19 protein-coding genes and 2 tRNA genes are annotated in these 22,681 nt (G+C 64.6%); 4 read left to right on the top strand and 17 right to left on the bottom strand.

Features of this window, described 5'->3' with window-relative positions:
• Nucleotides 1-10: 10 nt before the first annotated feature.
• The gene (locus O3299_RS16540) at nt 11-1,510 is read left to right on the top strand and encodes a CoA-acylating methylmalonate-semialdehyde dehydrogenase (RefSeq protein WP_305062732.1); all 1,500 of its coding nucleotides are present in this window, start codon (nt 11-13) and stop codon (nt 1,508-1,510) included.
• A 30-nt stretch (nt 1,511-1,540) separates the two neighbouring features.
• Here O3299_RS16540 and O3299_RS16535 read toward each other — a convergent pair whose 3' ends face one another.
• The 12 genes from O3299_RS16535 to O3299_RS16480 all read right to left on the bottom strand — a co-directional run bounded on the left by O3299_RS16535 (nt 1,541) and on the right by O3299_RS16480 (nt 16,247).
• A complete protein-coding gene (locus tag O3299_RS16535) occupies nt 1,541-3,109 on the bottom strand; it encodes a histidine-type phosphatase (protein ID WP_305053115.1) in 1,569 nt (522 codons plus the stop codon).
• A gap of 91 nt (nt 3,110-3,200) precedes the next feature.
• Nucleotides 3,201-4,820 carry a histidine-type phosphatase gene (locus tag O3299_RS16530; RefSeq protein WP_305053114.1) on the bottom strand — a complete coding sequence of 540 codons (1,620 nt, stop codon included), beginning with the start codon at nt 4,818-4,820 and terminating at the stop codon, nt 3,201-3,203.
• A 79-nt stretch (nt 4,821-4,899) separates the two neighbouring features.
• Nucleotides 4,900-6,300: an acid phosphatase gene (gene acpA / locus O3299_RS16525; protein ID WP_289903600.1), complete on the bottom strand. Its 1,401-nt coding sequence runs from the start codon at nt 6,298-6,300 to the stop codon at nt 4,900-4,902.
• Nucleotides 6,301-6,532: 232 nt separating this feature from the next.
• Nucleotides 6,533-7,519, bottom strand: coding sequence for a LacI family DNA-binding transcriptional regulator (locus tag O3299_RS16520; protein ID WP_354669647.1), 987 nt, complete (start codon nt 7,517-7,519; stop codon nt 6,533-6,535).
• A 182-nt stretch (nt 7,520-7,701) separates the two neighbouring features.
• Nucleotides 7,702-10,182, bottom strand: a complete 2,481-nt coding sequence (locus tag O3299_RS16515) for a TonB-dependent receptor (RefSeq protein WP_305053113.1) — start codon at nt 10,180-10,182, stop codon at nt 7,702-7,704.
• Between the two features lie 78 nt (nt 10,183-10,260).
• Nucleotides 10,261-11,265 (bottom strand): FecR domain-containing protein, encoded by a 1,005-nt coding sequence (locus O3299_RS16510; RefSeq protein ID WP_305053112.1) that lies wholly within the window; start codon nt 11,263-11,265, stop codon nt 10,261-10,263.
• A complete protein-coding gene (locus O3299_RS16505) occupies nt 11,262-11,789 on the bottom strand; it encodes a sigma-70 family RNA polymerase sigma factor (protein ID WP_305053111.1) in 528 nt (175 codons plus the stop codon). Before O3299_RS16505 ends, O3299_RS16510 begins: the two co-directional genes overlap by 4 nt.
• Before the next feature lie 183 nt (nt 11,790-11,972).
• A tRNA-Met gene (locus O3299_RS16500) sits at nt 11,973-12,049 on the bottom strand.
• A gap of 59 nt (nt 12,050-12,108) precedes the next feature.
• Nucleotides 12,109-12,185 (bottom strand) — tRNA-Met (locus O3299_RS16495).
• Between the two features lie 91 nt (nt 12,186-12,276).
• A complete protein-coding gene (gene miaA / locus O3299_RS16490; protein WP_289917201.1) occupies nt 12,277-13,236 on the bottom strand; it encodes a tRNA (adenosine(37)-N6)-dimethylallyltransferase MiaA in 960 nt (319 codons plus the stop codon).
• Between the two features lie 126 nt (nt 13,237-13,362).
• A complete protein-coding gene (mutL, locus tag O3299_RS16485; protein WP_099666595.1) occupies nt 13,363-15,270 on the bottom strand; it encodes a DNA mismatch repair endonuclease MutL in 1,908 nt (635 codons plus the stop codon).
• Between the two features lie 38 nt (nt 15,271-15,308).
• Entirely contained in the window at nt 15,309-16,247 is a 939-nt protein-coding gene (locus tag O3299_RS16480) for a peptidylprolyl isomerase (protein ID WP_305062731.1), read from the bottom strand.
• A gap of 248 nt (nt 16,248-16,495) precedes the next feature.
• On the opposite strand from O3299_RS16480, the gene O3299_RS16475 reads away from it, so the two are divergent.
• Nucleotides 16,496-17,146 carry a VTT domain-containing protein gene (locus O3299_RS16475; protein WP_071075583.1) on the top strand — a complete coding sequence of 217 codons (651 nt, stop codon included), beginning with the start codon at nt 16,496-16,498 and terminating at the stop codon, nt 17,144-17,146.
• 99 nt (nt 17,147-17,245) lie between these two features.
• Here O3299_RS16475 and O3299_RS16470 read toward each other — a convergent pair whose 3' ends face one another.
• Nucleotides 17,246-17,437: a hypothetical protein gene (locus O3299_RS16470; protein ID WP_251351786.1), complete on the bottom strand. Its 192-nt coding sequence runs from the start codon at nt 17,435-17,437 to the stop codon at nt 17,246-17,248.
• On the opposite strand from O3299_RS16470, the gene O3299_RS16465 reads away from it, so the two are divergent.
• Nucleotides 17,436-18,335, top strand: coding sequence for a carbonic anhydrase (locus tag O3299_RS16465; RefSeq protein WP_305055851.1), 900 nt, complete (start codon nt 17,436-17,438; stop codon nt 18,333-18,335). The genes O3299_RS16470 and O3299_RS16465 overlap by 2 nt on opposite strands.
• A gap of 98 nt (nt 18,336-18,433) precedes the next feature.
• Here O3299_RS16465 and O3299_RS16460 read toward each other — a convergent pair whose 3' ends face one another.
• Genes O3299_RS16460 through tsaE form a run of 3 tightly spaced genes read right to left on the bottom strand, consistent with a single transcriptional unit; the run spans nt 18,434 to nt 21,137 of the window.
• Nucleotides 18,434-19,270: a D-hexose-6-phosphate mutarotase gene (locus tag O3299_RS16460; protein WP_305053109.1), complete on the bottom strand. Its 837-nt coding sequence runs from the start codon at nt 19,268-19,270 to the stop codon at nt 18,434-18,436.
• Between the two features lie 14 nt (nt 19,271-19,284).
• Complete coding sequence (locus O3299_RS16455) at nt 19,285-20,685, bottom strand: N-acetylmuramoyl-L-alanine amidase (RefSeq protein ID WP_289903617.1); 1,401 nt, start codon at nt 20,683-20,685, stop codon at nt 19,285-19,287.
• Nucleotides 20,649-21,137: a tRNA (adenosine(37)-N6)-threonylcarbamoyltransferase complex ATPase subunit type 1 TsaE gene (gene tsaE / locus O3299_RS16450; RefSeq protein ID WP_034780043.1), complete on the bottom strand. Its 489-nt coding sequence runs from the start codon at nt 21,135-21,137 to the stop codon at nt 20,649-20,651. Before tsaE ends, O3299_RS16455 begins: the two co-directional genes overlap by 37 nt.
• A 78-nt stretch (nt 21,138-21,215) precedes the next feature.
• Between tsaE and queG the strand changes: the two genes are divergently transcribed.
• Complete coding sequence (queG, locus tag O3299_RS16445) at nt 21,216-22,307, top strand: tRNA epoxyqueuosine(34) reductase QueG (protein ID WP_305053108.1); 1,092 nt, start codon at nt 21,216-21,218, stop codon at nt 22,305-22,307.
• A gap of 7 nt (nt 22,308-22,314) precedes the next feature.
• On the opposite strand, the gene O3299_RS16440 is transcribed toward queG, so the two are convergent.
• Nucleotides 22,315-22,659 carry a DUF3052 family protein gene (locus O3299_RS16440; RefSeq protein ID WP_180278693.1) on the bottom strand — a complete coding sequence of 115 codons (345 nt, stop codon included), beginning with the start codon at nt 22,657-22,659 and terminating at the stop codon, nt 22,315-22,317.
• Between the last annotated feature and the right edge of the window lie 22 nt (nt 22,660-22,681).

Here is a 22,681-nt window from a genome sequence, read left to right as displayed (position 1 = left end):
GGACAAGACAATGACTACCCCGATGATTGGCCACTTTATTGGTGGCAACCCCATGGCGTCGCGCTCCGAGCGCACGAGCGACGTCTTCAACCCCGCCACGGGCGCCGTCACGGCGAAGGTGGTGCTGGCGACTGCCGCCGAGCTGAATGCGGCCGTGGCTGCCGCCCACGCGGCCTTTCCCGCCTGGTCGCAAACCTCGCCCCTGCGCCGCGCCCGCGTCATGTTCAAGTTCAAGGAGTTGCTGGAAGAACATGCGGACCAATTGGCGGCCCTGATCACGGCCGAGCACGGTAAGGTGTTCACGGATGCAAAAGGGGAAGTGACGCGCGGCATCGAAGTGGTGGAATTTGCCTGCGGCATCCCGCAAATGATGAAGGGAGAATATTCGGAGCAAGTGGCCGGCGGCATCGACGCCTGGTCGATCCGCCAGGCATTGGGCGTCTGCGTCGGCATCACGCCGTTCAATTTCCCCGTGATGGTGCCGATGTGGATGTTCCCGATGGCGATCGCCTGCGGCAATACCTTCGTCTTGAAACCGTCCGAGCGCGACCCGTCGGCCAGCCTGCTGCTGGCGCAGTTGTTGACGGACGCCGGTTTGCCGGACGGCGTCTTCAACGTGGTGCAGGGAGACAAGGAAGCCGTGGATGGCTTGTTGCACCACCCGGACGTGCGCGCCGTCAGTTTCGTCGGTTCCACGCCGATTGCCGAGTATATCTATGCGACCGGCTGCGCCCAGGGCAAGCGCGTGCAAGCGCTGGGCGGCGCGAAAAATCACATGGTCGTCATGCCGGACGCGGACATTCCGCAGACGGTCGACGCCCTGATGGGCGCCGCCTTCGGTTCGGCCGGCGAGCGCTGCATGGCCATTTCCGTCGTCGTGGCGGTGGGCAATGTGGCCGACCAACTGGTCGAGGCGCTGGTGCCGCGCATCGCGGCCCTGAAGATCACGCAAGGCATGGATTTAACAGCGGAAATGGGCCCCGTGGTGACGCAAGTGCACAAGGACAAAATTGCCGGCTACATCGCGAAGGGTGTCAAGGAAGGCGCCAAGCTGGTCAGCGATGGGCGCGGTTTCGTCTTGCCCGGCCACGAAAAGGGCTTTTTCCTAGGCGGCAGCCTGTTCGACCACGTCACGCCGGACATGACGATCTATAAAGAGGAAATCTTCGGCCCCGTCCTCTGCATCGTGCGCGTGCCCGATTTCGCCACGGCGCTGGACCTGGTCAACGCGCACGAGTACGGCAACGGCACGGCGATTTATACGCGCGACGGCAATACGGCACGTGAATACACGCACCGCGTGCAAGTCGGGATGGTGGGCGTCAACGTGCCGATCCCCGTGCCGATGGCCTTCCACAGCTTCGGCGGCTGGAAGCGCAGCCTGTTCGGCGACCACCATGCGCATGGCCCGGAATCGGTGCGTTTCTACACGAAACAGAAGGCCGTCACCCAGCGCTGGCCGGCATCGACGGCGGCAGGGGCGGAATTCGCCATGCCGACCTTGAAGTAAGGTGCGATGGCGGCGCGCAGCATCAGCGCGTCAGGGCGCCGCCACGTGGCCGTAGCAGCTTTTCAGCTTTGCGTAGTCATAGAAGATGCTGTCCGGCGCGATGCGGGCGCCGTCGCATGCAGGCTGGAAGCTGGTTTCCTTTTCGTTGTACAGCAGGCGCACGATCAGTTGTCCTGCGCTGTTGCGGTACACATCCCACTGCATGTTGGCCGCCAGCGGCGAGACGTTCTGGCCGCGCCATTGATTGCTTTGATAACTGTCGCTGGCCGATACCGGCAAGGGGGCCAGCGCCTGTTGCAAGCCCATGGCCGAAGCGAGCGGAATGATCATCTCGGCGTGCGTGAAGCGCAGCTTGGCCGCGTGGCGCAAATCTCCCCTGGCCAGCGCATCGACTTCCTTGAAAAAATCGTCGCGCAGGGCCAGCGCGAAGCGCCAGGTCACGCCGCTGCTTTCCGTGGTGGCCGGCCCTTTCTGGTAAAAATCCTCGTGGTCGGCGATATAAGCATAGTAGCGCGCATCCTCGGCGGGCATGTAGCGGCTGAAATCGGCCGGCATTTCATGGCGCATGCCGGCGGCGATCGCGTACAGCTCATACAGTTTCGTGGCGGCCGCATTCAGGCTGCGGATGATGGTCTTTCCGCTGCCCGTCATGGTGCGCGTGAGCTGGCCGTCCGCGCTGGTGAAAGTGTAGCTGCCCGTATCCGCAAAACTGGCGGCGCCGCGCTCAAGCTGGTCGAGGAAGGCGGGTGCAAACAGCCGTTCGAGCACCTGGCGCGCATGCGCGGCCGCTTCCGGTTTTCTGGCCGGGGCATCCATCAGGGCGTGCAGCTGCTTGGTTCTTTCATAGTACTGGTAGGCCTGGCTGGCGGCATAGGTGGCGTAATGCGGGTTGGCGCGATCGGCGACAAAATCCGTCTGCGGCGCCAGCTTGTGCGCATACAGCAGGAAGCGGTTAACACCATCGGACTGCGCCACTGCCTTGCGTCCCTGCGGATACGGCGCCGGCGCGGGCGGCAGGTATAGCAAGGGCGCCAGCGCGGGCGCGTGCTCCAGCAGCGACTGCGTAAAAAAGCGTGCACTGTCGCGCGCGCGGTCCACGCCGGAATGGATGGTGACGAGCTGGCGCGGCGCCGTCGCGGCGTCTTGCCCCACTTGCGCGAACAGGGTGGGCAGGCGCGCCAGCATGCGCACGGCCAGTTGTTGGTGTTCCTCGATGCCAGTCCGTGACAGATTGCCGTAGCCGGGCCGCTCGATGCCGGCCACGCCGTAACCGAGCAAGGCGTTCGCCTGCATCAGGGCCAGGATGTCGGGACCCAGTTCGCGCCCCAAGGGCGTGAGCGCATCCTGCGCGGCGGCCTGCCGCCACATCGCATACAGGGCCGCGTCGCTCTTCATGCCGGTCAATCCGCGCGCACCGTGGCGCGCCACCAGCTGCGTGAAGATGGGCTGGAAACCGGCCGGTGGTGCGGCATAGGTGGCCGGGTCCTGCTGCGGCGCATACGGCGCCTTGGTCTGGTAATGGCCTTCGGCGGCCAGGGCGGGAGCGGCGCAGATGGTGAGGGCCAGCAGCATGCTGGACAGGGGGAGCGGTGGGGGCATGGTGATCCGTAGGTGACGTGATTGGTTCTTACGTGCAAGCCTAGCAGCAAACGTCCAACAGGCGGGCACGGCTGCCCGCCTGCATTCGTACTTACTGCGCCACGTGGCCGTAGCAGGTCTTCAGCTTCGCATACACATAGAAATGGCTGCCGGCGGCAAAGCGGGCGCCATCGCAGGCGGCCTGGAAGTCCGTTTCCTTTTCGTTGTACAGCATTTTCACGAGCACATTGCCGCCGGCGTCGCGGTACACATCCCACTGCATGTTGGCCGCCATCGGCGCCACGTACAGGCCGCGCCAGCTGCTGTTGTCATAGCTGTAGGTCTGCGCCGCCGGCAGCGCGCCGACGACGTTCTTCAGGCCCATGGCAGTGGCCAGCGGAATGATGGCTTCCGCATGCGTGAAGCGCAGTTTGGCGCCGTGCGACAGGTCGCCGCGCGCGATGGCGTCCACTTCCGTGAAAAAGTCGTCGCGCAGCGCGCGCACGTAGTTCCAGGTGACGCCGGCGCTTTCCGTGGTACCGGGGCCCTTGTTGTAAAAATCCTGGTAATCCTGCACGAATGCCTGGTACTTGGCCGCGTCCGACGGCATGTACTGCACGAAATCGGCTTTCACTTCGTTCGTCAGGCCGGCCATGATGGCGTACAGGTTGTACAGCACCGAGGCGGCATCTGCCAGGCCCTTGATGGTGGTGCCGCCGTCGCCCGTGACGGTGTTGGTGAACTTGCCGTCGTCGCTGGTAAAACTGTAGGTACCCGTGTTGGCGAAGCGGTAAGTGCCGTTGTCGATCTTGTCGACGAAGGCCTTGGTGAACAAGCGTTCCAGTACTTCGCGGCCCAGGGTACGCGCCGTGGCATCCGTGTCGATGGCCGTGTATTTGGCCAGGAAGCCGGGGCTTTCCAGGTAGGCCTGATAGGCCTGGCTATCCTGGTAAGTCTGGTAATGGCGGTCGAGGGTATCGGTGACGAGGTCCGTCTTCGGCACCAGCTTGTGCGCATACAGCAGGAAGCGGTTGGTGCCATCGGGCTGCGCCACGGGCTTGCCGGCCGGGTAGCCGGTCGGGGCGGGCGGCAGGGTAATCAGCGGTGCGACGTTTGGTGCCGTGGCGGCCAGCGACTGCGCAAAGTACGCGGCGCTGTCCTTGGCGCGGTCCACGCCGGAACTGACGGTGACGATCTGGCGCGGTGCGCTGGCGGCATTGCTACCCAGTTGCGTGAACAGGGCAGGCAGGCGCGCGAGCATGCGCACGGCCAGCTGCTTGTGTTCATTGATGCCCGTCTGCGACAGGTTGCCGTAGCCTGGCGCCGTGATGCCGTCCACGCCGTAGCCGAGCAGCGCGTTGGCCTTCATCAGTTTCAGGATGTCGGCGCCCAGCTTTTGCCCCAGCGGCGTGAGCGCATCGTCGGCTGCAGCCCGTTGCCAGACGTTGTAGAAGGCGGCGTCATACTTCATGCTCGACAGGCCGCGCGAACCGTGGCGGGCCACCAGTTCGGTGAACACGGACGCGTAGCCGGCAGGTGCCGCTTCATACGTGGCCGCATCTTGCTGCGGCGTGTAGGGCGTCTTGGTCTGGTAGTAGGTGGCGGGGGCGGCCGGCGTCACGGGCGGCGTTACCGGGGGCGTGACGGGGACGGGCGGTGTATCGTCGCCGCCGCCACAGGCGGTCAGGGAAAGCATCAGGAGGGACAGGGGGAGATGGCGTGCGCGCAGCATGGTGTTTCCTTCAGGTGTGGTTAGCCCGGGCGCGCCGTGCAGATGGCGCACCCGGGACAGACAGGCAGGGGAATGGGTATTACAGCTTGAGGGCTTTGGCCAGGCTGTTGGCGCGCGCATCGCGCTCGCTCAAGGGCGCCAGGCCATGGCGTTCCTCGATGAACTTCAGGATCGACACGGTTTCATACTCGGTATGGTCGATATGCCCGCCTTCGCTGAAGGGCGAGATGACCAGTGCGGGGATGCGCGTGGCCGGGCCGAAGCGGTCGCCTTTCGGTGGCGCCACGTGGTCCCAGAAACCGCCGTTTTCATCGGTGGTGACGATGATGACGGTGTCCTTCCATTGCGGGCCTTCCATGATGGCGCTGATGATGGCCACGCCTTCGTCGTCGCCGGCCGCCACGCTCGATTTATCCATCCCCGGATGCATGTTCTTCTTGCCCATGGGTTTGTAGAACGAGACGGGCGGCAGCTTGCCTGCCTGGACGTCGGCGAGCATGTCGGAGCGGTCCTTCAGGTGCGTGGCGCGCTGCTGCGGGCTGTCGATGAAGCGCTTGAAGTAGGTGAACGGCTGGTGGTGATACGAGAAATCGTCGGCCTTCTTGCCTGACTTGGTCGAGGCGACGGCGATGTCGTAGCCGTCCGCATAATAGACCCAGGAGATGCCCTTGTCCGTCAGGCGGTCGCCGATGGTGGGCATGGTTTGCGGCGGCAGGAACGTCTGTTTTTTTGTCGGATCGAACAGCAGCGGGCCCTGCATGGTGTTGACGGCGTAGCCGTCCTGCGTCACTTCCGCTTCCTCGCCCTTCTTGTGGCCCGTGCCGCGCTCATCCTGGGAGACGATGGACTTGGGCGCGTTCGGGAACACGGGCGTGCAGGCGCAGGTCAGCCACATGTGGTTGAGGAAGGAGCCGCCGTAGGCGGACTGGAAGAAGCGGTCGGCCAAGGTGTAGCGCTGTGCCAGCGCCCATAGTTTGAGCTTGCTGCCGTCGAAATAGCCCATGGGCAGGGCGCCCGTATTGCCCTCGACGACGAAGCGGTCATTCTTGCCGTCGTTGATCTGGCGCTTGTGCGTCCAGAACGCGTGCACGGGACTGGCCGTCTTGTCGCCAAGCGAGACGCTCGGCTCCATGCGGAAGGGCGCGTTGGCGATGTCGGCCTTGAAGCGCTGGTCCAGGCCGCCCTTGTCGAGTGCCACGGCGGGCAGCATGGCATAGGGCTTGCCATCGGGGCCGGTCTGCGTGGTGGTGTCGGGCGAGTGGCCATTGGCGATGCCGTCGGCACCGGGGAAGGTGCCGAACAGGTGGTCGAAGCTGCGGTTTTCCATGTACACGACAACGATCTGACCGATCTTCGCCAGCTTCGGATCGGCGGCGACTGCTGCGGCCATATTGCGCTGCGTGCCGACTTGGGTGGTGCAGGCTGCCAGACCGATGGCCCCGGCGCCGAACAGGGCGATTCTTAGAACGTGGTTCAACATAACAGTCTCCTTGATGCGCCTCCGTGGACGGGGCGCTTTTTTTAGTGGTGTGGCCAGAACTGGCTTGTTTGAAGAAATTGCACACGTGTGCAGCGCGCGTGTGCAAACAGTAACCCGGATTTTTTTTGATGTCAACAAGTACAGGCGGGGGACGAAAAAGTGTGGAAAACGGGGAACGGCGGGCGGTGGCGGGCGGGCAGACGGCGTTGCGCCATCTGCCGCATCGAATGATTTAGCGCGTCGTGCCGCGCCGCACCAGGGTGACGGGCACTTCCTTCAATCGGCCCGGCATGGCAAATTTTTCCATGCGCTCGACCAGGCTCTTGACGGCGCGGCGCGCCAGTTCGCCCGCGTCCTGGCGGATGGTGGTCAGCTGGTAGGCATCCAGCGCGGCCATGGGAATGTCGTCGAAGCCGATCACCTGCAGTTGCGCGGGCACGTCGATGCCATACTTGCTGCGCGCCGCGTCGATGAAGCCGCAGGCGATCAGGTCGGTGGCGCAAAAGACGCCGTCAGGCAGCTTGCCCGAGGCGAGCAGGGCGTCGGCCGCTTCCTGGCCCGCCTGGTAGCCGATGGCGTCGGCCAGGTATTCGCCGGCCGTGCAGCGCTTCTTCGCCAAGGCCGGCGCCAGGTGGTCGAGGAAGGCCTGGCCGCGCGCGATGCCGCTGAAACTGCTGGCGCGCGTGTTGATGAAGGCCAGCCGTTTGGCGCCGCTGTCGAGCAGGGTGCTGGCCGCCAGTTCGCCGCCGTGGCGGTTGTCACTGTTGACCACGTCCACGCCTTTCAGGTCGCGCGCGCGGTTGATCATGGCCACTGGCACTTGCCGCTGCAGGTATTCCGTGGCGACGGCGGACGGCGGCGAGCCGGACGTCATGATGACGCCGGAAATCTTGTAGCTGAGGAGGATGCGCAGCAATTCGCTGAGGCGCTCGGGGTCTTCCGCATTCATCAGCAGCGGCACCAGCGCATGTTCGCTCAGGCTGCGCGTGACTTCGCCCAGCAGGGCCACGCGGAACGGGTCCGTGAAGCCCGTGATGACGACGCCTACCAGGTTGCTTTGTCCCTGGTTCATGCTGCGCGCCAGGATGTTGACCTGGTAGCCCAGCGATTGTGCGGCTTCCATCACGCGGGCCCGCGTTTCGGGCGCCACGCTGGCGCCGGGTGTGAACGTGCGCGAGACGGCGGAGCGGGAGACGCCGGCCCGTTTGGCGACGTCCACCGAAGTGACCCAAGACTTGTCTTTTTGTTCCATTGACGGTGTAGATGAATGAGAGGCCGATGCACGATGCGGTGCGGCGCAATGCCGCGCCATCATCTTAGCCGAAAATCCCGGCCGCGGCGCGAACTGAATGCCAGTTCCGCGCCATGGCCAGCGTGCCGGCCCTCAGCCTCTCGATCGCCTTACCACTTCGGCGTGTACTTCAGGGTGAACTGCACGTTGCGCGGGTCGCCATAGTAGTTATTCGACCCGGTGGTATTGTAGGCCGGGATGATGTAGCTCTTGTCGAAGACGTTGTTGACATTGAGCGACAGGGCCACTTGCGGCGTGGCTTGCCAGGCCATGCGTGCATTCCAGATCGAGACGCCGGCAACCTTGAAGGTGCTATTGGTATCGAGCGTATGGCTTTGCGTGTTGACGCCGGCGCCCACGCTGAATTTGTCCCAGGCGCCGGGCAGCGTGTAGCTGGACCACACGCGCAGCATGTGCTTGGGCGTCCAGGTGGAAAAGACCTTGCCCTGGTTGTCCGGGTCGTTCAGATAGGTCGTCGTCGTATAGGCGTAGCCGGCCGACAGCTGCAAGCCGCGCGCCACTTCGCCCGACACTTCCGCTTCCAGGCCCTGGCTGCGCACCTTGCCCGAGGCGCGCGAGCAGTACTCGTTATCGCACACCATGCCCGCGTCATAGTCGAACACGGCACGGTTCTTGTGGTCGTAGCGGAACACGGCCAGCGAGGTGTTGAGCTTGCCATCCATCAGCTCACCCTTGATGCCCGCCTCGTAGTTGGTGCCCGTGATGGGCTTGAGGACCTTGTCTTGCGCATCGCGGATACTTTGCGGCGTGAAGATGTCGGCATAGCTGGCGTAGGCCGACCATTGCGGATCGAGCGCGTAGATCAGTGCCGCCGATGGCGTGAACTTGGCGGTGGTGTTGAGTTGCTCTTCAGGACCTTCGGGTGTCGCATACACGAAGTCGTACCAGCTGAAGCGTCCACCCAGCACGGCTTTCAGCTTGCGGGTCAGCTGGCCGTTCCAGCTGCCATACAGGCCTTTCTGGCGTATTTCGTAGGTGCTGACGGGACGCACGCCCTTCGGGCGCGCGGCGATGCTGTCGAGGTCTTGCCATGGGCGGTTGTGCCTGATGTTGAAGACGTCCGCACCGGATTCCCAGGCGCGGGCGTAGACGTCGTCCGACGCCATCGTGACATAGCTGGCGCCCACGAGGACTTCCTGCGCGATGCCCAGGCCGTCGAATTTGCCGCGCACGTAGGTATCGATGCCGCGCTTGCGGTTGTCGAAATCCATGCCAAAGTCGGCATAGCTCGCGCCGCTGCCGTCGGGATTGATGGGCAAGGCCACGCGCTGGTGCACGGAGCCGGTGTTTTCCTTTATGTTCACGGCGGATGCCTTCAGGCTCCACTGGCTGTTGAAATGGTGTTCCAGATCGAGATACACGTTGGTTTGTTTGGCTTCGCTGCGGTTCCAGTCTGCGCCAGTGAAGGTGGAGCGGGGCAGGTTCAGCGCGCTGCCGTCCGCGTAGCGGGGCAGACCGATGAAGGTCGGGCGGCCATGGTCGTTGACGTTGCTGATGGCCAGGCCCAGGGTGGTGGCCGGTCCCAGGTCGTAGTCGAGCGCCGCGTACAGGGTACGGTTCTGGCTCCACACCTGGTCGACGAAGGAATGGGTATCGTCTTCATCGACGATGGCGCGTCCGCGCAGGCTGCCGTCCGCATTCAGGGGCATGCTGACGTCGAGCTGGGCGCCGTAATGGTCCCACGAGCCGGCGCGCGCCGTCATGCTGACACTGCGCGCGGCGGTCGGGCGCTTGCGCACCAGGCTGACGGAGCCGCCGGGACTGCCCGTGCCGACCAGCATGCCCGAGGCGCCGCGCAGTACTTCCAGGCGGTCGTAGATGACCATGTTTTCCTGGCCCCAGTTGCCCAGCGCATAGGTGTTGCGGTCGATGGGCACGCCATCGTATTGCCATTGATCGATCTGGAAGCCGCGCGCCGTGATCACCACGCCCGGTCCCACGCCATGCACGCCCACTACGCCGGTGACGTTGTTGACGGCTTCGCGCAAGTCCGTGATGCCCTGGTCGTCCAGGCGCTGGCGCGTCAGCACGCTCACGGATTGGGGGATGTCCTTCATCGATTGCTCGCCCTTGCCGATGGTGAGCTTGCGCGCCGTGTAGGAGCCGCTGCCTTCCGTGGTGGCGCCTTGCTCGGCCTGGCCAACGATGGTAATCGAGGGCATGGTGCGTTCGGCCGCTGAAGCCGCGCCGATCGCCGCCGTGGGCGGGGACGCCGGCGCGGCCACCAGCACATAGCCGGTCGGCGTCTTGCCGATGGCGTAGCCGCTGCCGCGCAGCAGGACGGCGAAACCGTCATCGATGGCGTAGCTGCCTTGCAAGCCTGCACTTGTCAAGCCCTGCACCCGGGATGCATCGATGACGATGGACACGCCCGCCTGCTGCGCATAGCGGTTCAGGGCGCCGGCCAGCGGGCCGGCGGGGATGGCGTAGCTGGCGACAGCCGGGGCAGCCTGGGCGACTGCCTGGGCGTGCAGGCAGTCGCTTGCCAGCAGCATGGCCGCCAGGGCGAGCGGACGCAGGCGCGTGCGCAGGGTGTTCGGGGAGGAAACGGCAACGACTTGAGCGTACATGGTGACAGCCTTTTTTGAATGATCTCAGCTGCCTTGACGCACGAGATGCGCAAAGTGGAACCGCGAACGCACAATTTCTTATTTATTTTTTGCGGAGCCGCTGGCGGGGACATCAACCATCACCAGGTAGCGCGTCAGCATGCGGATGCGCAGTTGCGGGAAATTGTCGATCAACAGCTGCAGCGCCTTGTCCGTGTCGTCCAGCGGCAGCACGGCGGCCACGCGGATGCCGGCGATCTGCGCGCGGTCGTAATGCAGCTGGCCCGGGCGGTGGCGCGCCAGCTCGTCGAGCACCTCGGCCAGCGGCAGGTCGTCGACCACCAGTTGGTGCGCGCGCCACGCTTCCTGCACGCTGGCTGCATCGATGGCCGTGATCGGCCCCACGCCATCGTCCGTGATGCGCGTGCGCTGGCCCGCCTGCACCACGACGGCCGGATGTTGCGGCACTTGCGCCAGCACCTTGGACTCCAGCATGCTCAAGATGGTGGCGCCGTCTTCCCTGCGCACGCTGAAACGCGTGCCCAGGGCGCGGATCGCCGCCTGCCGGCTGTCGATGATGAAGGGGCGCTGCGCATCTTTCGCCACGTCGACGAGAATATCGCCCTGCACCAGTTCCACATGTCGTTCGCCCGCATTGAAATGCACGTTGACGGCGCTGTTGCCGGCCAGGGTGATCCGGCTGCCATCGGCCAGGGTGTGCGTGGACCATTGTCCCGTGGGGCTGCGCAGGTCGGCCAGCAGGTAGGCGGGGCGCTCGCTGAAGACCAGCGCCCCGGTCAGCGTCAGCACGGCCACGGCGCTGGCCGCGGCCAGCTGGCGCAGACGCTGGCGGGGCTTGGGTGCGATGGCGGCCAGGGCGGCGCGCGCGGGGCGATGGTCGCCGCCGGCCGGCTCGCGCACGGCGTTCAACTGACGCAGCAGGTTTTCCATGCCGGCGGCCGCCGTCGCGTGCAGCGGATCGGCGGCCTTCCATGCTGCGAAGCCGGCCTGCGCGGAGTCGCGCTCGGCCGGGTCGTCGGCGCTCAGGCGCACGATCCACCGTGCGGCCTGTTCGGCGGCGATATCCGTGCGGGGACTATTCATGCCGCCAGGGCCGGGCAGGCGTGGCGGCAGGCCAGCAAGGCTTGCACCAGGTATTTTTGCACCATGCGCGTGGAGACGTTCAGTTGTGCGGCGACGGCGGCCTGCGGCTGCTCTTCCAGGTAGTGCAGCAAAAAGGCGTCGCGCGCCTTGGCGGACAAGCCGGCCAGCGCCGTGGCGATCTGCTCGAGCGCCTGCACGGCCATCAGGACTTCATCCGGCGAGGGCGCGCCGGGCAGGCTGTCGGCCAGCAGGGCCAGTTCCGCCAGGTAGCTGCGCTCGAGTATCTGGCGGCGCGCGCGGTCGAGCAGCAAGCGCTTTGCCGTCGTCGACAGGTAGGCGCGCGGCTCGCGCATGCCGAACAGCGCGTCGCGCGAGGCGATGATGCGCACAAATGTATCTTGCGCCACGTCGGCCGCGCCATGCGGGCAACTGAGTTTTTTGCGCAGCCAGCCGACCAGCCAGCCGTGATGCTCGCTGTAGAGCGACTGCATTTGCTGTTGCAGGCTGGGCTGGATGGCGGACATGGGCGACGAATAATATAAATGAGAATTATTCTCATTGTAAGCGCCAGCGGCGGATTGCCACAATCCCCGATTGCATGTGGATGGGGCTGGTGTTGCGTACAGGCCGCACGCGCGGTGATGGCGGAAATGAAAAAACCCGCCGCTGCACGGGGCAGAGGCGGGTTCTTCAATACTGCAAATTCTTGGTGGTGATAGGTGGACTTGAACCACCGACCCCAGCATTATGAATGCTGTGCTCTAACCAACTGAGCTATATCACCAAACAGACCGGTCAGACCGGATGCTCGTTTTGACCAGGGGAAACCTGATCGATGTTCTTTGGTGGTGATAGGTGGACTTGAACCACCGACCCCAGCATTATGAATGCTGTGCTCTAACCAACTGAGCTATATCACCCAACAGCCGAGCATTATCCAGTCTTCCCTTTTTCTTGTCAATGCCGGCGCAAAAAAATGTGCGTTTTTTTCACGCGCCGGCGCTGGCGTGATTATTTTTGTAACGCCGTCAGCAAGGGCTGGATTTGCGCCAGCATGGCCGCGGCCGGATCGGGCCCCAGGCAATCGATGACGATGCGTTCCGGCATGGAGCGTAGCCAGGTCAGCTGACGCTTGGCCAGCTGGCGCGTGGCGATGATGCCCGTTTCGCGCAAGGCGGCGCGGTCGATACGGCCGTCCAGGTAATCCCAGGCCTGGCGGTAGCCCACGCAGCGCATCGAGGGCAAGCCCGGATGCAGGTCGCCGCGGCGGCGCAGCTGCTCCACTTCATCGAGCAGGGCGTCGTTTTTCAGCATGAGGTCGAAGCGCGTGGCGATACGCGCGTGCAGCACGGCGCGGTCCGACGGTTCCAGCGCGAACGATTGCAATTGAAATGGCAGCACGGTTTTTTCGCGGCGGTCCAGCAGGGCCGACATGGGCTGGCCGGACAGCGCGATGATTTCCAGCGCGCGGCCGATGCGCTGCGCGTCCTGCGGCGCCAGGCGCGCCGCCGTGACGGGGTCTTGCTGCGCCAGGCGCGCATGCATGGCGGGCCAGCCGATGGCGGCCGCGTCCTCTTCCAGCTGGGCGCGCAAGGCAGGATCGGCGCCGGGCAAGTCGTCGAGGCCATCGGCCAGGCCCTTGAAGTACAACATGGTGCCGCCGACGAGCAGCGGCAGCTTGCCGCGCGCCGTGATCTCGGCCACCAGGCGCAGGGTATCGTTGCGGAACTGCGCCACGGAGTACGCGTCGAGCGGGTCGATGATGTCGATCAAATGATGCGGTACCTGGGCCAGTTCTTCCTTCGATGGCTTGGCCGTGCCGATATCCATGCCCCGGTAGACGAGGGCGGAATCGACGGAGATGATCTCGGACGGGATGGCTTGCGCGATGGCCAGCGCGCTGGCCGTCTTGCCGCTGGCCGTGGGGCCCATGATGGCGACGGCCAGGGGGAGGTGTGGGGTGTTTTGCATGTTGGTTTTGTATGATGTGGTGCAAAAGAGACTGGCAAAACGTTCAGGGCAAGGCGCATTGTCGAAGACAGTACGACCAGTACGGCGAGGCAGTGCAACGCCGCCATGGACGTTTTTCAGGTTCTTTTATTGGCCGCGCAGGAACAGTTTATCGAGCGCGTTGATCTCGACCTGCACCCACGTCGGCCGGCCATGGTTGCACTGGTCTGCGCGTTCCGTGCTTTCCATCTGGCGCAGCAGGGCATTCATTTCCTGTACCGATAAAATCCGGTTGGCGCGCACGGCCGTGTGGCAGGCCAGGGTGCCCAGCAATTCATTCTGGCGCTCGATCAACACGCGCGAGCCGCCGTATTCGCGCACGTCGCGCAGCACGTCGCGCGCCAGCGTTTGCGCATCGGCGTTTTTCAGCAGCGTCGGCACGGAGCGCACGGCCAGGGTGGTGGGCGACAGGGCGGCGATGTCGAAGCCCAGCGCCTTCAAGGTGTCCTGGTTTTCATTCGCCGTCGACACTTCGATGGCGTCCGCATAAAACGTCACGGGGATCAGCAAGGATTGCACCTGCATGTCCTGGCCCGAGACTTGCGCCTGCAGCGCGTTTTTCAGCTGTTCATAGAGGATGCGCTCGTGCGCGGCGTGCATGTCGACCAGCACCAGGCCCTTGGTATTTTGCGCCAATATATAAATGCCGTGCAGCTGGGCCAGGGCAAAACCCAGCGGATATTCTTCGCGCGCCATCGCTTCGGGCGAGGCGATGTAGGGCTCCGCCTGCGTGATGGGAGAACTGGCAGCGCCGCCGCCGAACAGGGCGCCATACGACGCTGTGTCTTGCGCCACGCCTGGTGCGTCGGCAAAGAAGGGGCGGGCAGCGCCGGGCGAGGCGGGCGCGAAGGTATTTGTAAACTGCGCGCCGAACGAGGTTTGCGTCTGTTCGCGGCGCCAGATGCCAGGTCCACCCAAACCTGCGCCCGTGGTATCACCGCCGAGGCTGGAGGCGGCCGGCAGGGGCGCCGGCACGCTGCCGAAGGCCGTGGCCGACGTTTGCGCCAGCGCGCGCTGCACCGCGTGGAAAACGAATTGGTGCACGGAGCGGCTGTCGCGGAAACGCACTTCGATCTTCGACGGGTGCACGTTGACGTCGACCAGCGCCGGGTCGAGGTCGAGTGCCAGCACGTAGGAGGGAAAACGGTCGCCATGCAGCACGTCCTGGTAGGCCATGCGCACGGCGTGCACCAGCAGCTTGTCGCGCACGAAGCGCCCGTTGACATAAAAGAACTGGCCGTCGGCGCGCGCCTTGGACGCCGTCGGCAAGCCGGCAAAGCCGTGAATGCGCAAGGTGCCGGCCGATTCGTCCAGCGCCAGGCGCGCTTCGGCGAAGTCATTGCCAAGGATGTGGGCGCTGCGCTTGGCCAGTTCGCTGATATTCCACTGGTCGATGGTGCGGCCGTTGTGCGACAGCGAGAACGATACGTCCGGCCGCGCCAGGGCGATGCGGCGCACGACTTCGGCGCAGTGGCCATACTCCGTCTGTTCCGATTTGAGGAATTTGCGCCGCGCGGGCGTGTTGAAATACAGGTCTTGCACGTCGACCGTGGTGCCGTGCGCGCCTGACGACGGCGAAACGCTGCCATTGTGCGAGCCGACGATTTCCCAGGCGTGGGCCGCGTCGGCCGTGCGCGACGTCACGGTGACGGCGGCGACCGACGCGATCGAGGCCAGCGCTTCGCCGCGAAAGCCCAGGGTGCCCACGTTTTCCAGGTCGCTCAGCGACGCGATCTTCGAGGTGGCATGGCGCGCCAGGGCCAACGGCAGCTGATCTTTATCAATGCCGCGCCCGTTATCGGTAATCGCGATGCGTTTCACGCCCCCTTCTTCCAGCCGCACCGTGATCTGCGTGGCGCCCGAGTCGAGCGCGTTTTCCAGCAACTCCTTGACGACGGCGGATGGCCGTTCGACCACCTCGCCGGCGGCGATTTGCGAAATCAACTGGTCAGGCAGGGCCTGGATCGGGCGGTGGGGCGTGATGGGAGCGTTCATTCCCTGATTATAACGGGTTGCGAATTGCCGGGCACCGGCTACTTCGCCACCTCCCGCACCGGTATCGGCGCATTGCACACGTCGACATGGCCGGCCGTGACCTTGCTCCACGGGCCGCCGCGGTGGCGCTGGGCTTCCAGCACGGCCTGGTAGGCGGCGCTGTCGGTACGCATCACTTCCAGGTTGCTGCGCTGCGCCAAAGGCACGCTGGCGGCCAGGCGGATGGCCTTGATCGGCACGTTTTTCTCGGGGCTGTCATAAAAGCCCATGGGGCCCGTGCCGCGGGGCAGGGTGGACAGCAATGGCATGCCGGAGACGACTCTGCCGACGACGGTGATGTCGCGGTCCAGGTGGCGCGGCGATTGGCCGATGACGGCGTACAGCTCCGTGCCGCCGCCGCTGTCGCTGGCGCTGTCGCGCCCCACGCCCACGGTGGCATAACAATGCGTGAGCCAGGCCGTGCCGGTTTTCGGATCGCGCGCGGACGGGAAACCGTTCGAATGGCCGACTTGCGGCGCATAGCCATCGACGTCCGGCAGGCGGGTGAAGTTCTTGACGTTTGTCAAAGGTACCGTAAATTCGCCGGGCAGGGTGCGCTGGGCATGCTGGATCGGTTTTGGATTTTTCTCGTTCGGATCGCCCCACTGCGCCACCCAGTTGTCCTGCGCCCGCGTGATGGCCAGGCCGTCGTAATACTGCTCGGCCACCAGGGCCTTGATGTTGGCCACGTGTTTCGGCGCGAAGTCCGGCGCCAGTTCGATCACCACGCGGCCGGCGGGAATGTCCAGGTACAGGGTGTTGTCCGGGTCCAGCGCACGCCAGTCGGACGGCTTCGAAGCCTTGATCACGTCGGCCAAGGTCGCCTTGGCGGGCAGTTCGGCGGGCGCCTTGATCTGGACGGGCGCCGCGTGGGCAGTCAGATGTGCAAGGCCCAGTACGGTGGCCATGGTCAGGCCGCTCAGTGGGTGTAGATACATGTTTTCTCCTGGTCGACGCGGGTTGCGCCGTGCAGAAAGTGTATACCGGAATGCCAATATTTCGTTGGAAAAACATTGCATATGGCAATCCTGGCAGTTGCCTGCCGATAAGGCGTTTCCTTAACCTTTACTTAAAATGCCACGCCGCCAGGGGCGCTGCCGAATTAATCACGAAATATCGGCCCGGGGACTGCCGTTGCGCTGGCCGGGTGGTGTATGATTCCGCCGCTACCTTTAGGGAAAAATATATGGATTTTGTGCAATTCCTCGACATGATCGTGCATGTCGACAAGACGCTGGGTCTCTTGATCGAGCAGTACGGTACCCTCGTGTATGCAGTGCTGTTTGCCATTATTTTTTGCGAGACAGGCCTCGTGGTGCTGTTTTTCTTCCCTGGGGATACCTTATTGTTTATCGCCGGCGCGTTTTGCGCGACGGGACAGATGCACCTGGGCTTGCTGATAGCCTTGCTGGTGACGGCCGCCGTCACGGGCAACACGCTCAATTACTGGATAGGCGAGGCCATCGGGCAAAGGGTGTTTACCCACGATTACCGCTGGATCAACAAGGATGCCATGCGCCGCACGCATGAATTCTTTGAAAAGCACGGTGGCAAGACCATCATCCTGGCCCGTTTCGTGCCGGTGGTGCGCACCTTCGCGCCGTTCGTGGCCGGCATTTCCGATATGACGCATGCGCGCTTCCAGATGTACAACGTGACGGGCGCCCTGTTGTGGGTGGTCGGTCTGGTGACGGCCGGTTACTTCTTCGGCAATATCCCATGGATCCGCGACCACCTGACCTTGATCGTGCTGATCGGAGTCGGCGCCGCCGTCGTGCCGGTGGTGTTGGGCGGCATGTGGAAACTCTACAAGCGTATGGTCGGCAAGTCGGCGTAAGGCCGCATGGATCCGGGGCCAGTGCGCTGCGGCACAGCCCGCAGCCGGCCCCGGATCCCGTTTTTCTCTGTCTTGTTTCTGTTTTGCTCCCGCCCTGATTCAAGTTTTGTTGCTTTCCAGCCGTAAACCAGAGGGTATTCTCACTTTCTGGATTTCCATGCGACATTTGAGCGCCCTGTTAGCTTGCAGCCTTGCCGCGATGGCGGCCATGGCAAGCGCCAAAGATGCCCCCGCTTCGGCGAGTGCCGCTGCATCCGCGCCCATGTCGGCGTCGGCGCGTGCGGCCGCCATGAAAACCCTGACCGAATCGGTGAAGGGCAAGGAGGCCAAGGCGCCTGTCGTCGTCGCGCCGACGGCGCGCGAGAAGGAAGAAGCGGCCGAAGTCGACTTGTCCGAACGCATCGCGGCGCGCCTGGCGGAAATGCGCGCCACCCAGGCGGCCCGCGCCGCCGCCCGCGCCAAGCGCGCCGCCGTGGTGAAGGCCGCGCCGCCGCCACCGCCACCCGTGCCGCGCGGTACGCACTGGTCGTACGAGGGCGACAGCGGCCCGTCCAACTGGAGCAAGATCAATGTCGACTGGGCCAAGTGCGGCAATGGCAACCGCCAGTCGCCGATCGACATCCGCGATGGCATGAAGGTGGAACTCGAGCAGATCAGCTTTGACTACCACCCGTCGTCGTTCAATGTAGTCGACAATGGCCACACGGTGCAGGTGGGCGTCAGCGGCGGCAATTACATCACGGTGCAGAACCGCATGTTCGAGCTGCAGCAATTTCATTTCCACCGGCCGTCCGAAGAGCGCATCAACGGCAAGGCTTTCGAGATGGTGGTGCACCTGGTGCACCGCGATGCGGAAGGCCGGCAAGCCGTGCTGGCGTTGTTGCTGGAGCGGGGTGCGCCGCAGGCGACCATCCAGACCGTGTGGAATAATCTGCCGCTGGAAAAATTCGAGACCATGCAGCCGACCATCCTGCTCGACCCGGCCGAGATGCTGCCGACGCGGCGCGATTACTACACCTACATGGGATCGATGACGGAGCCGCCTTGCAGCGAAGGCGTGTTGTGGATGGTGATGAAGCAGCCGGTGCAGGCTTCGCCGGCGCAGATGGCGCTGTTCAGCCGTTTGTATCCCTTGAATGCGCGCCCGATCCAGCCTGCCAACGGCCGCATCATCAAGGAGTCGAATTAAGAGCGCCTGCGAAAAGCCCATGGCGTTGTTACCCCGCCTCGTCGTACATGCGTACTGCCTTCGGCGAGGCGCCTAGCCCTGGACTTGTTCAGTCACTCTTATGTAAATTCAAGGCGCTGGCGGCCGGTCCATTCGGCGCCGGCAGCCAGCAGATCGGGCTGGATCAGGGCTGGCTCGATGCAGAGGAAGCGCTGGTACTCGTCGTCGGCCAGGTCGGACAGGGCGGCCGCGTCTTGCGCACCGGGGTTCCACACGACGGCATCCGTAAAGCCCTGCTGTTCCAGGCGCAGGGTATGGCTGCCGGATTGCAGGCTCAAGGCGCCCGGCAACTGGTAGTAGATGCGGTCCAGTTTGTCCTCGAATTGCAGCACCTCTTCCGCCTGCAAGGCGTCTTGCGGCGTCTCGTCCGAATAGCGCACGCGTTGCAGGCCGCCAATGCGCGCCTCGCTCAATTGATCAATCGCAAAATAGCTGTGCAGGGCGGCCGAGAACGGAAACGCCTGTTCGCCCGTGTTGTGCACGGACAGGTGCAGTTCCAGCGATTGCGCCTTGACGGCCACGCGCAGGTGCAGGGTGAAGGCATAAGGCCAGGCGGCGGCGATCGCTTCCGGCAAGTCAGCCTGGGTCAGGACAAATTGCGCCCAGGCTGCGCCATCGGCGTCGCCCGTCGATTCCAGCTGCCATGTCGCCACGCGCGCAAAGCCGTGGCGCATGCCCGTGCCGCGCGCGCCGAACTGGGGGAAGATCACGGGCACGCCGCCACGGATGGCGCGGCTACCATCGAGGCTCGATGCACGGCTGCAGAACAGGCGCTCCTGGCCATCGCTGGTCCGCCACGAGACCAGGTGGCCGCCGTACAGGGTGACGGTCGCCTGCGCGCCGTCGGCGGCGCGGATGGTCACGGCTGGTAGCTGGCCAAAAGTGCTGTTGCTCATGCTAGGCTTTCATGTCAGGTCAGGCGGCTTTTCGCCAGCGGCGGATTCTTGGCAAAGTAATTCTTGATGCCCGTGACGATGGCGTCGGCCATCTGGTCCTGGTAGCCGTTGTCGGTCAGCTTGGCTTCTTCTTCCGGGTTCGAGATGAACGCCGTCTCGATCAGGATGGAGGGAATGTCGGGCGCCTTCAGCACGGCGAAGCCGGCCTGCTCGACGGAACCCTTGTGCAGGCGGTTGATGCCGCCGATTTCGCGCAGCACGGCCTTGCCCAGCTTCATGCTGTCATTGATCTGCGCCGTCGTCGACAGGTCGAGCAGCACGCTGGCCAGCTGCTTGTCGTGGTTCTTCACGTTGACGCCGCCGATCAGGTCGGCCTGGTTTTCCTTGTTGGCCAGCCAGCGCGCGGCCGTCGAGGTGGCGCCCTTTTCGGACAGCACGAACACGGACGAGCCGCGCGCCGTCGGCTGGATGAAGGCGTCGGCGTGGATGGAGACGAACAGGTCGGCCTGCACCTTGCGCGCCTTTTCCACGCGCATGCCCAGCGGGACAAAGAAGTCGGCGTCGCGCGTGAGCATGACGCGCATGTTGGGCTGCAGTTCCAGCTTGGTCTTGAGGCGCTTGGCGATGGCCAGTACCACGTCTTTTTCGCGGCTGCCCCGGCTGCCCATGGCGCCCGGGTCTTCGCCGCCGTGGCCGGGATCGAGCGCGATGGTAATCATGCGCACCACTTTCTGGCCCGGCAGCGGGCGCGCTTCGGGGCGCTGCTCCGGACGGACGTCGGGTACGGGCGGCACGATGGGCGCTACCGGCGGCGCCACGGCGGCCACGGGCGGCTTGCCGCTCTCGGGCAGGGGCAGCGCGGGCGGCGGCGTATGCGTGCCGGCCATGGGCGGCTTGGCCGGGTCGCTCGACCAGTCGCCCTTTTCGATCATCTGCGCGATCAGGTCCGGCTCGCGCACGGGATACAGGTCGAAGATCAAACGGTGGTTGTAGGAGCCGGCCGGCGGCAGGGTAAACAGCTGCGGCGTGACTTCTTCCTTCAGGTCGAACACCAGGCGCACCACGTTGGGCCGGTTCTGGCCCACGCGCACCTGCTTGATATACGGGTCGTTCGACTGGATCTTCGCCACCAGGCCCTTCAGGGTGGGATTGAGTTCCAGGCCTTCGATGTCGACCACCAGCCGTTCCGGATCCTTGACGATGAAGTGGGTCGCCTTGAGGATGCTGTCATTTTCCAGGGTGACGCGGGTGTAGTCCTCGGCCGGCCAGACGCGCACGGCGAGAATTTGCGCCGCCATCGCCGACATGGGCGCGAACACGGACAACAGCAGGGTGCCGCCGGCCTTGAGCACCGTGCGCCGGGTGATGGGCGAGGAGATCAAAGGTTCGGGGCGAATTTGAGACGGTGAAGGCATGACAGACCCAATTCAGAAGACGCTTGCAATTCTACATCACGTCCTGTACCCGCAACGTTCAAATAAATATTCAGGTCCGCCGGCGGCAGCACCGGTTCGGCTTTCTCCGGCCATTCGACGATGCAGATATTGCGGCCGTCGAAGTCTTCGCGAAAACCGGCGTCGAGGAATTCCTCGGCGCTGCCCATGCGGTACAGGTCGAAGTGGATGACGTTGACGCTCTGGCCATCGAGCTGCACCGTGTACGGTTCGGACAAGGTGTAGGTGGGGCTTTTCACGTGGCCAGCATGGCCTGCCGCGTGCAGCAGCGCGCGCGTGAGGGCCGTCTTGCCGGCGCCCAGGTCGCCGTGCAGGTAGATCGCCAGGCCCGGCGCCAGCGCGCGCGCCAGCGCGGCACCCAGCGCGGCGGTGCCGGCTTCGTCGTGGAGGTGGGCTTTGAAGTGTTCGGTCATTATCTTCTGTATCGCATAAAATGGAGGCTGCTGTCATTGTAACCGCCCGCGCGCCTGCCGTTTTCCGTAAAGTCCCCTATGTCCGCCACCGTCACCGATCTCGCCTCCTTGGCGCGCACCATTAAAGAATGGGGGCGCGAGCTGGGTTTTGCCGAGGTGCGCATCGCCGACGTGGACCTGTCGCACATGGAAGCGCCCTTGCAAGCCTGGCTCGATGCAGGGTATCACGGCGAAATGGATTACATGGCCAGCCACGGCATGAAGCGCGCCCGCCCGGCCGAACTGGTGCCGGGCACGGTGCGCGCCATCAGCGCGCGCATGAATTATTTGCCACCGGCGCTGGGGCCCGACTGGCGCGAACGCGAGGCGGCGCGCGACGCCGATCCCGCGGCGGCCGTGATCTCCGTGTATGCGCGGGGCCGCGACTACCACAAGGTGATGCGTTCGCGCCTGCAGCAGCTGGCCGAGCGCATCAAGGGCGAAATCGGCGACTTCGGCTACCGCGTCTTCAGCGATTCGGCGCCCGTGATGGAAGTCGAGCTGGCGCAAAAGGGCGGCTTGGGTTGGCGCGGCAAGCACACCTTGCTGATCAACCGCCAGGGCGGCTCCTTCTTTTTCCTTGGCGAGATCCTCATCGACGTGCCGCTGCCCGTGGATCCGCCGGAAACGCCGCGCTGCGGCCAGTGCTCGGCATGCATCACGGTGTGCCCGACGCAAGCCATCCTGGGGCCGCACAAGCTCGATGCGCGCCGCTGCATCTCCTACCTGACCATCGAATTGAAGGGCGCCATTCCCGTGGAGATGCGGCCTTTGATCGGCAACAAGGTGTACGGCTGCGACGATTGCCAGACCGTCTGCCCGTGGAACAAGTTCGCTCAGCGCGCCGTGGTGCCCGATTTCGACGAGCGCCACAGCCTGGGCAGCGCCGGCATGGTGGAGCTGTTCGCCTGGACGGAAGAAGAATTCAACCGCCGCATGGAAGGCAGCGCGATTCGCCGCATCGGCCACGAACGCTGGCTGCGCAACCTGGCCGTCGGCATGGGCAACGCGGCCGCCAAGGCCCGGGGCCAGGCCGACATCGTCGCGGCCCTGCTGTCGCGCCGCGAGCACCCATCGGCCATCGTGCGGGAGCACGTCGAGTGGGCGCTGGCCTTGCACGGCGTCGTTTAACCCCCTATCAAGCCTGCTTCAGGCGCAGCGCCGACCAGTTTGCATCGATGGCGATCATTGCCACGCTGTCGAGTCCCATGGTTTGCGCAAAATTGCGGATATCGTCGCGGTGGATGTCGCTGCCCGCCTTCACGCCACCCTTGCGGTACGCCACCCAGACCGCGCCGCCGGGCGCCAGGCGCGCCTGCGCCACCGGCAGGAACCGTTCCAGTTCCGCGCGGCTGCGCGCGAACAGCACGATCCAGTCGGCGCTTTCTCCTTCACTCACCCGCCGCTCGGCCGGCAGCTGCGCCAGCAGGGCATCGTGCTCGCCGCCGTCATTTAGCACGGCCAGGGCTTGGGCATTTTTCACATACATTTTGTCAGCGGTGGTT

The organism is Janthinobacterium sp. SUN176 (assembly GCF_030587335.1).
Taxonomy (GTDB): Bacteria; Pseudomonadota; Gammaproteobacteria; order Burkholderiales; family Burkholderiaceae_D; genus Janthinobacterium; species Janthinobacterium kumbetense.
This window is presented reverse-complemented; position numbering and strand designations above follow the sequence as displayed.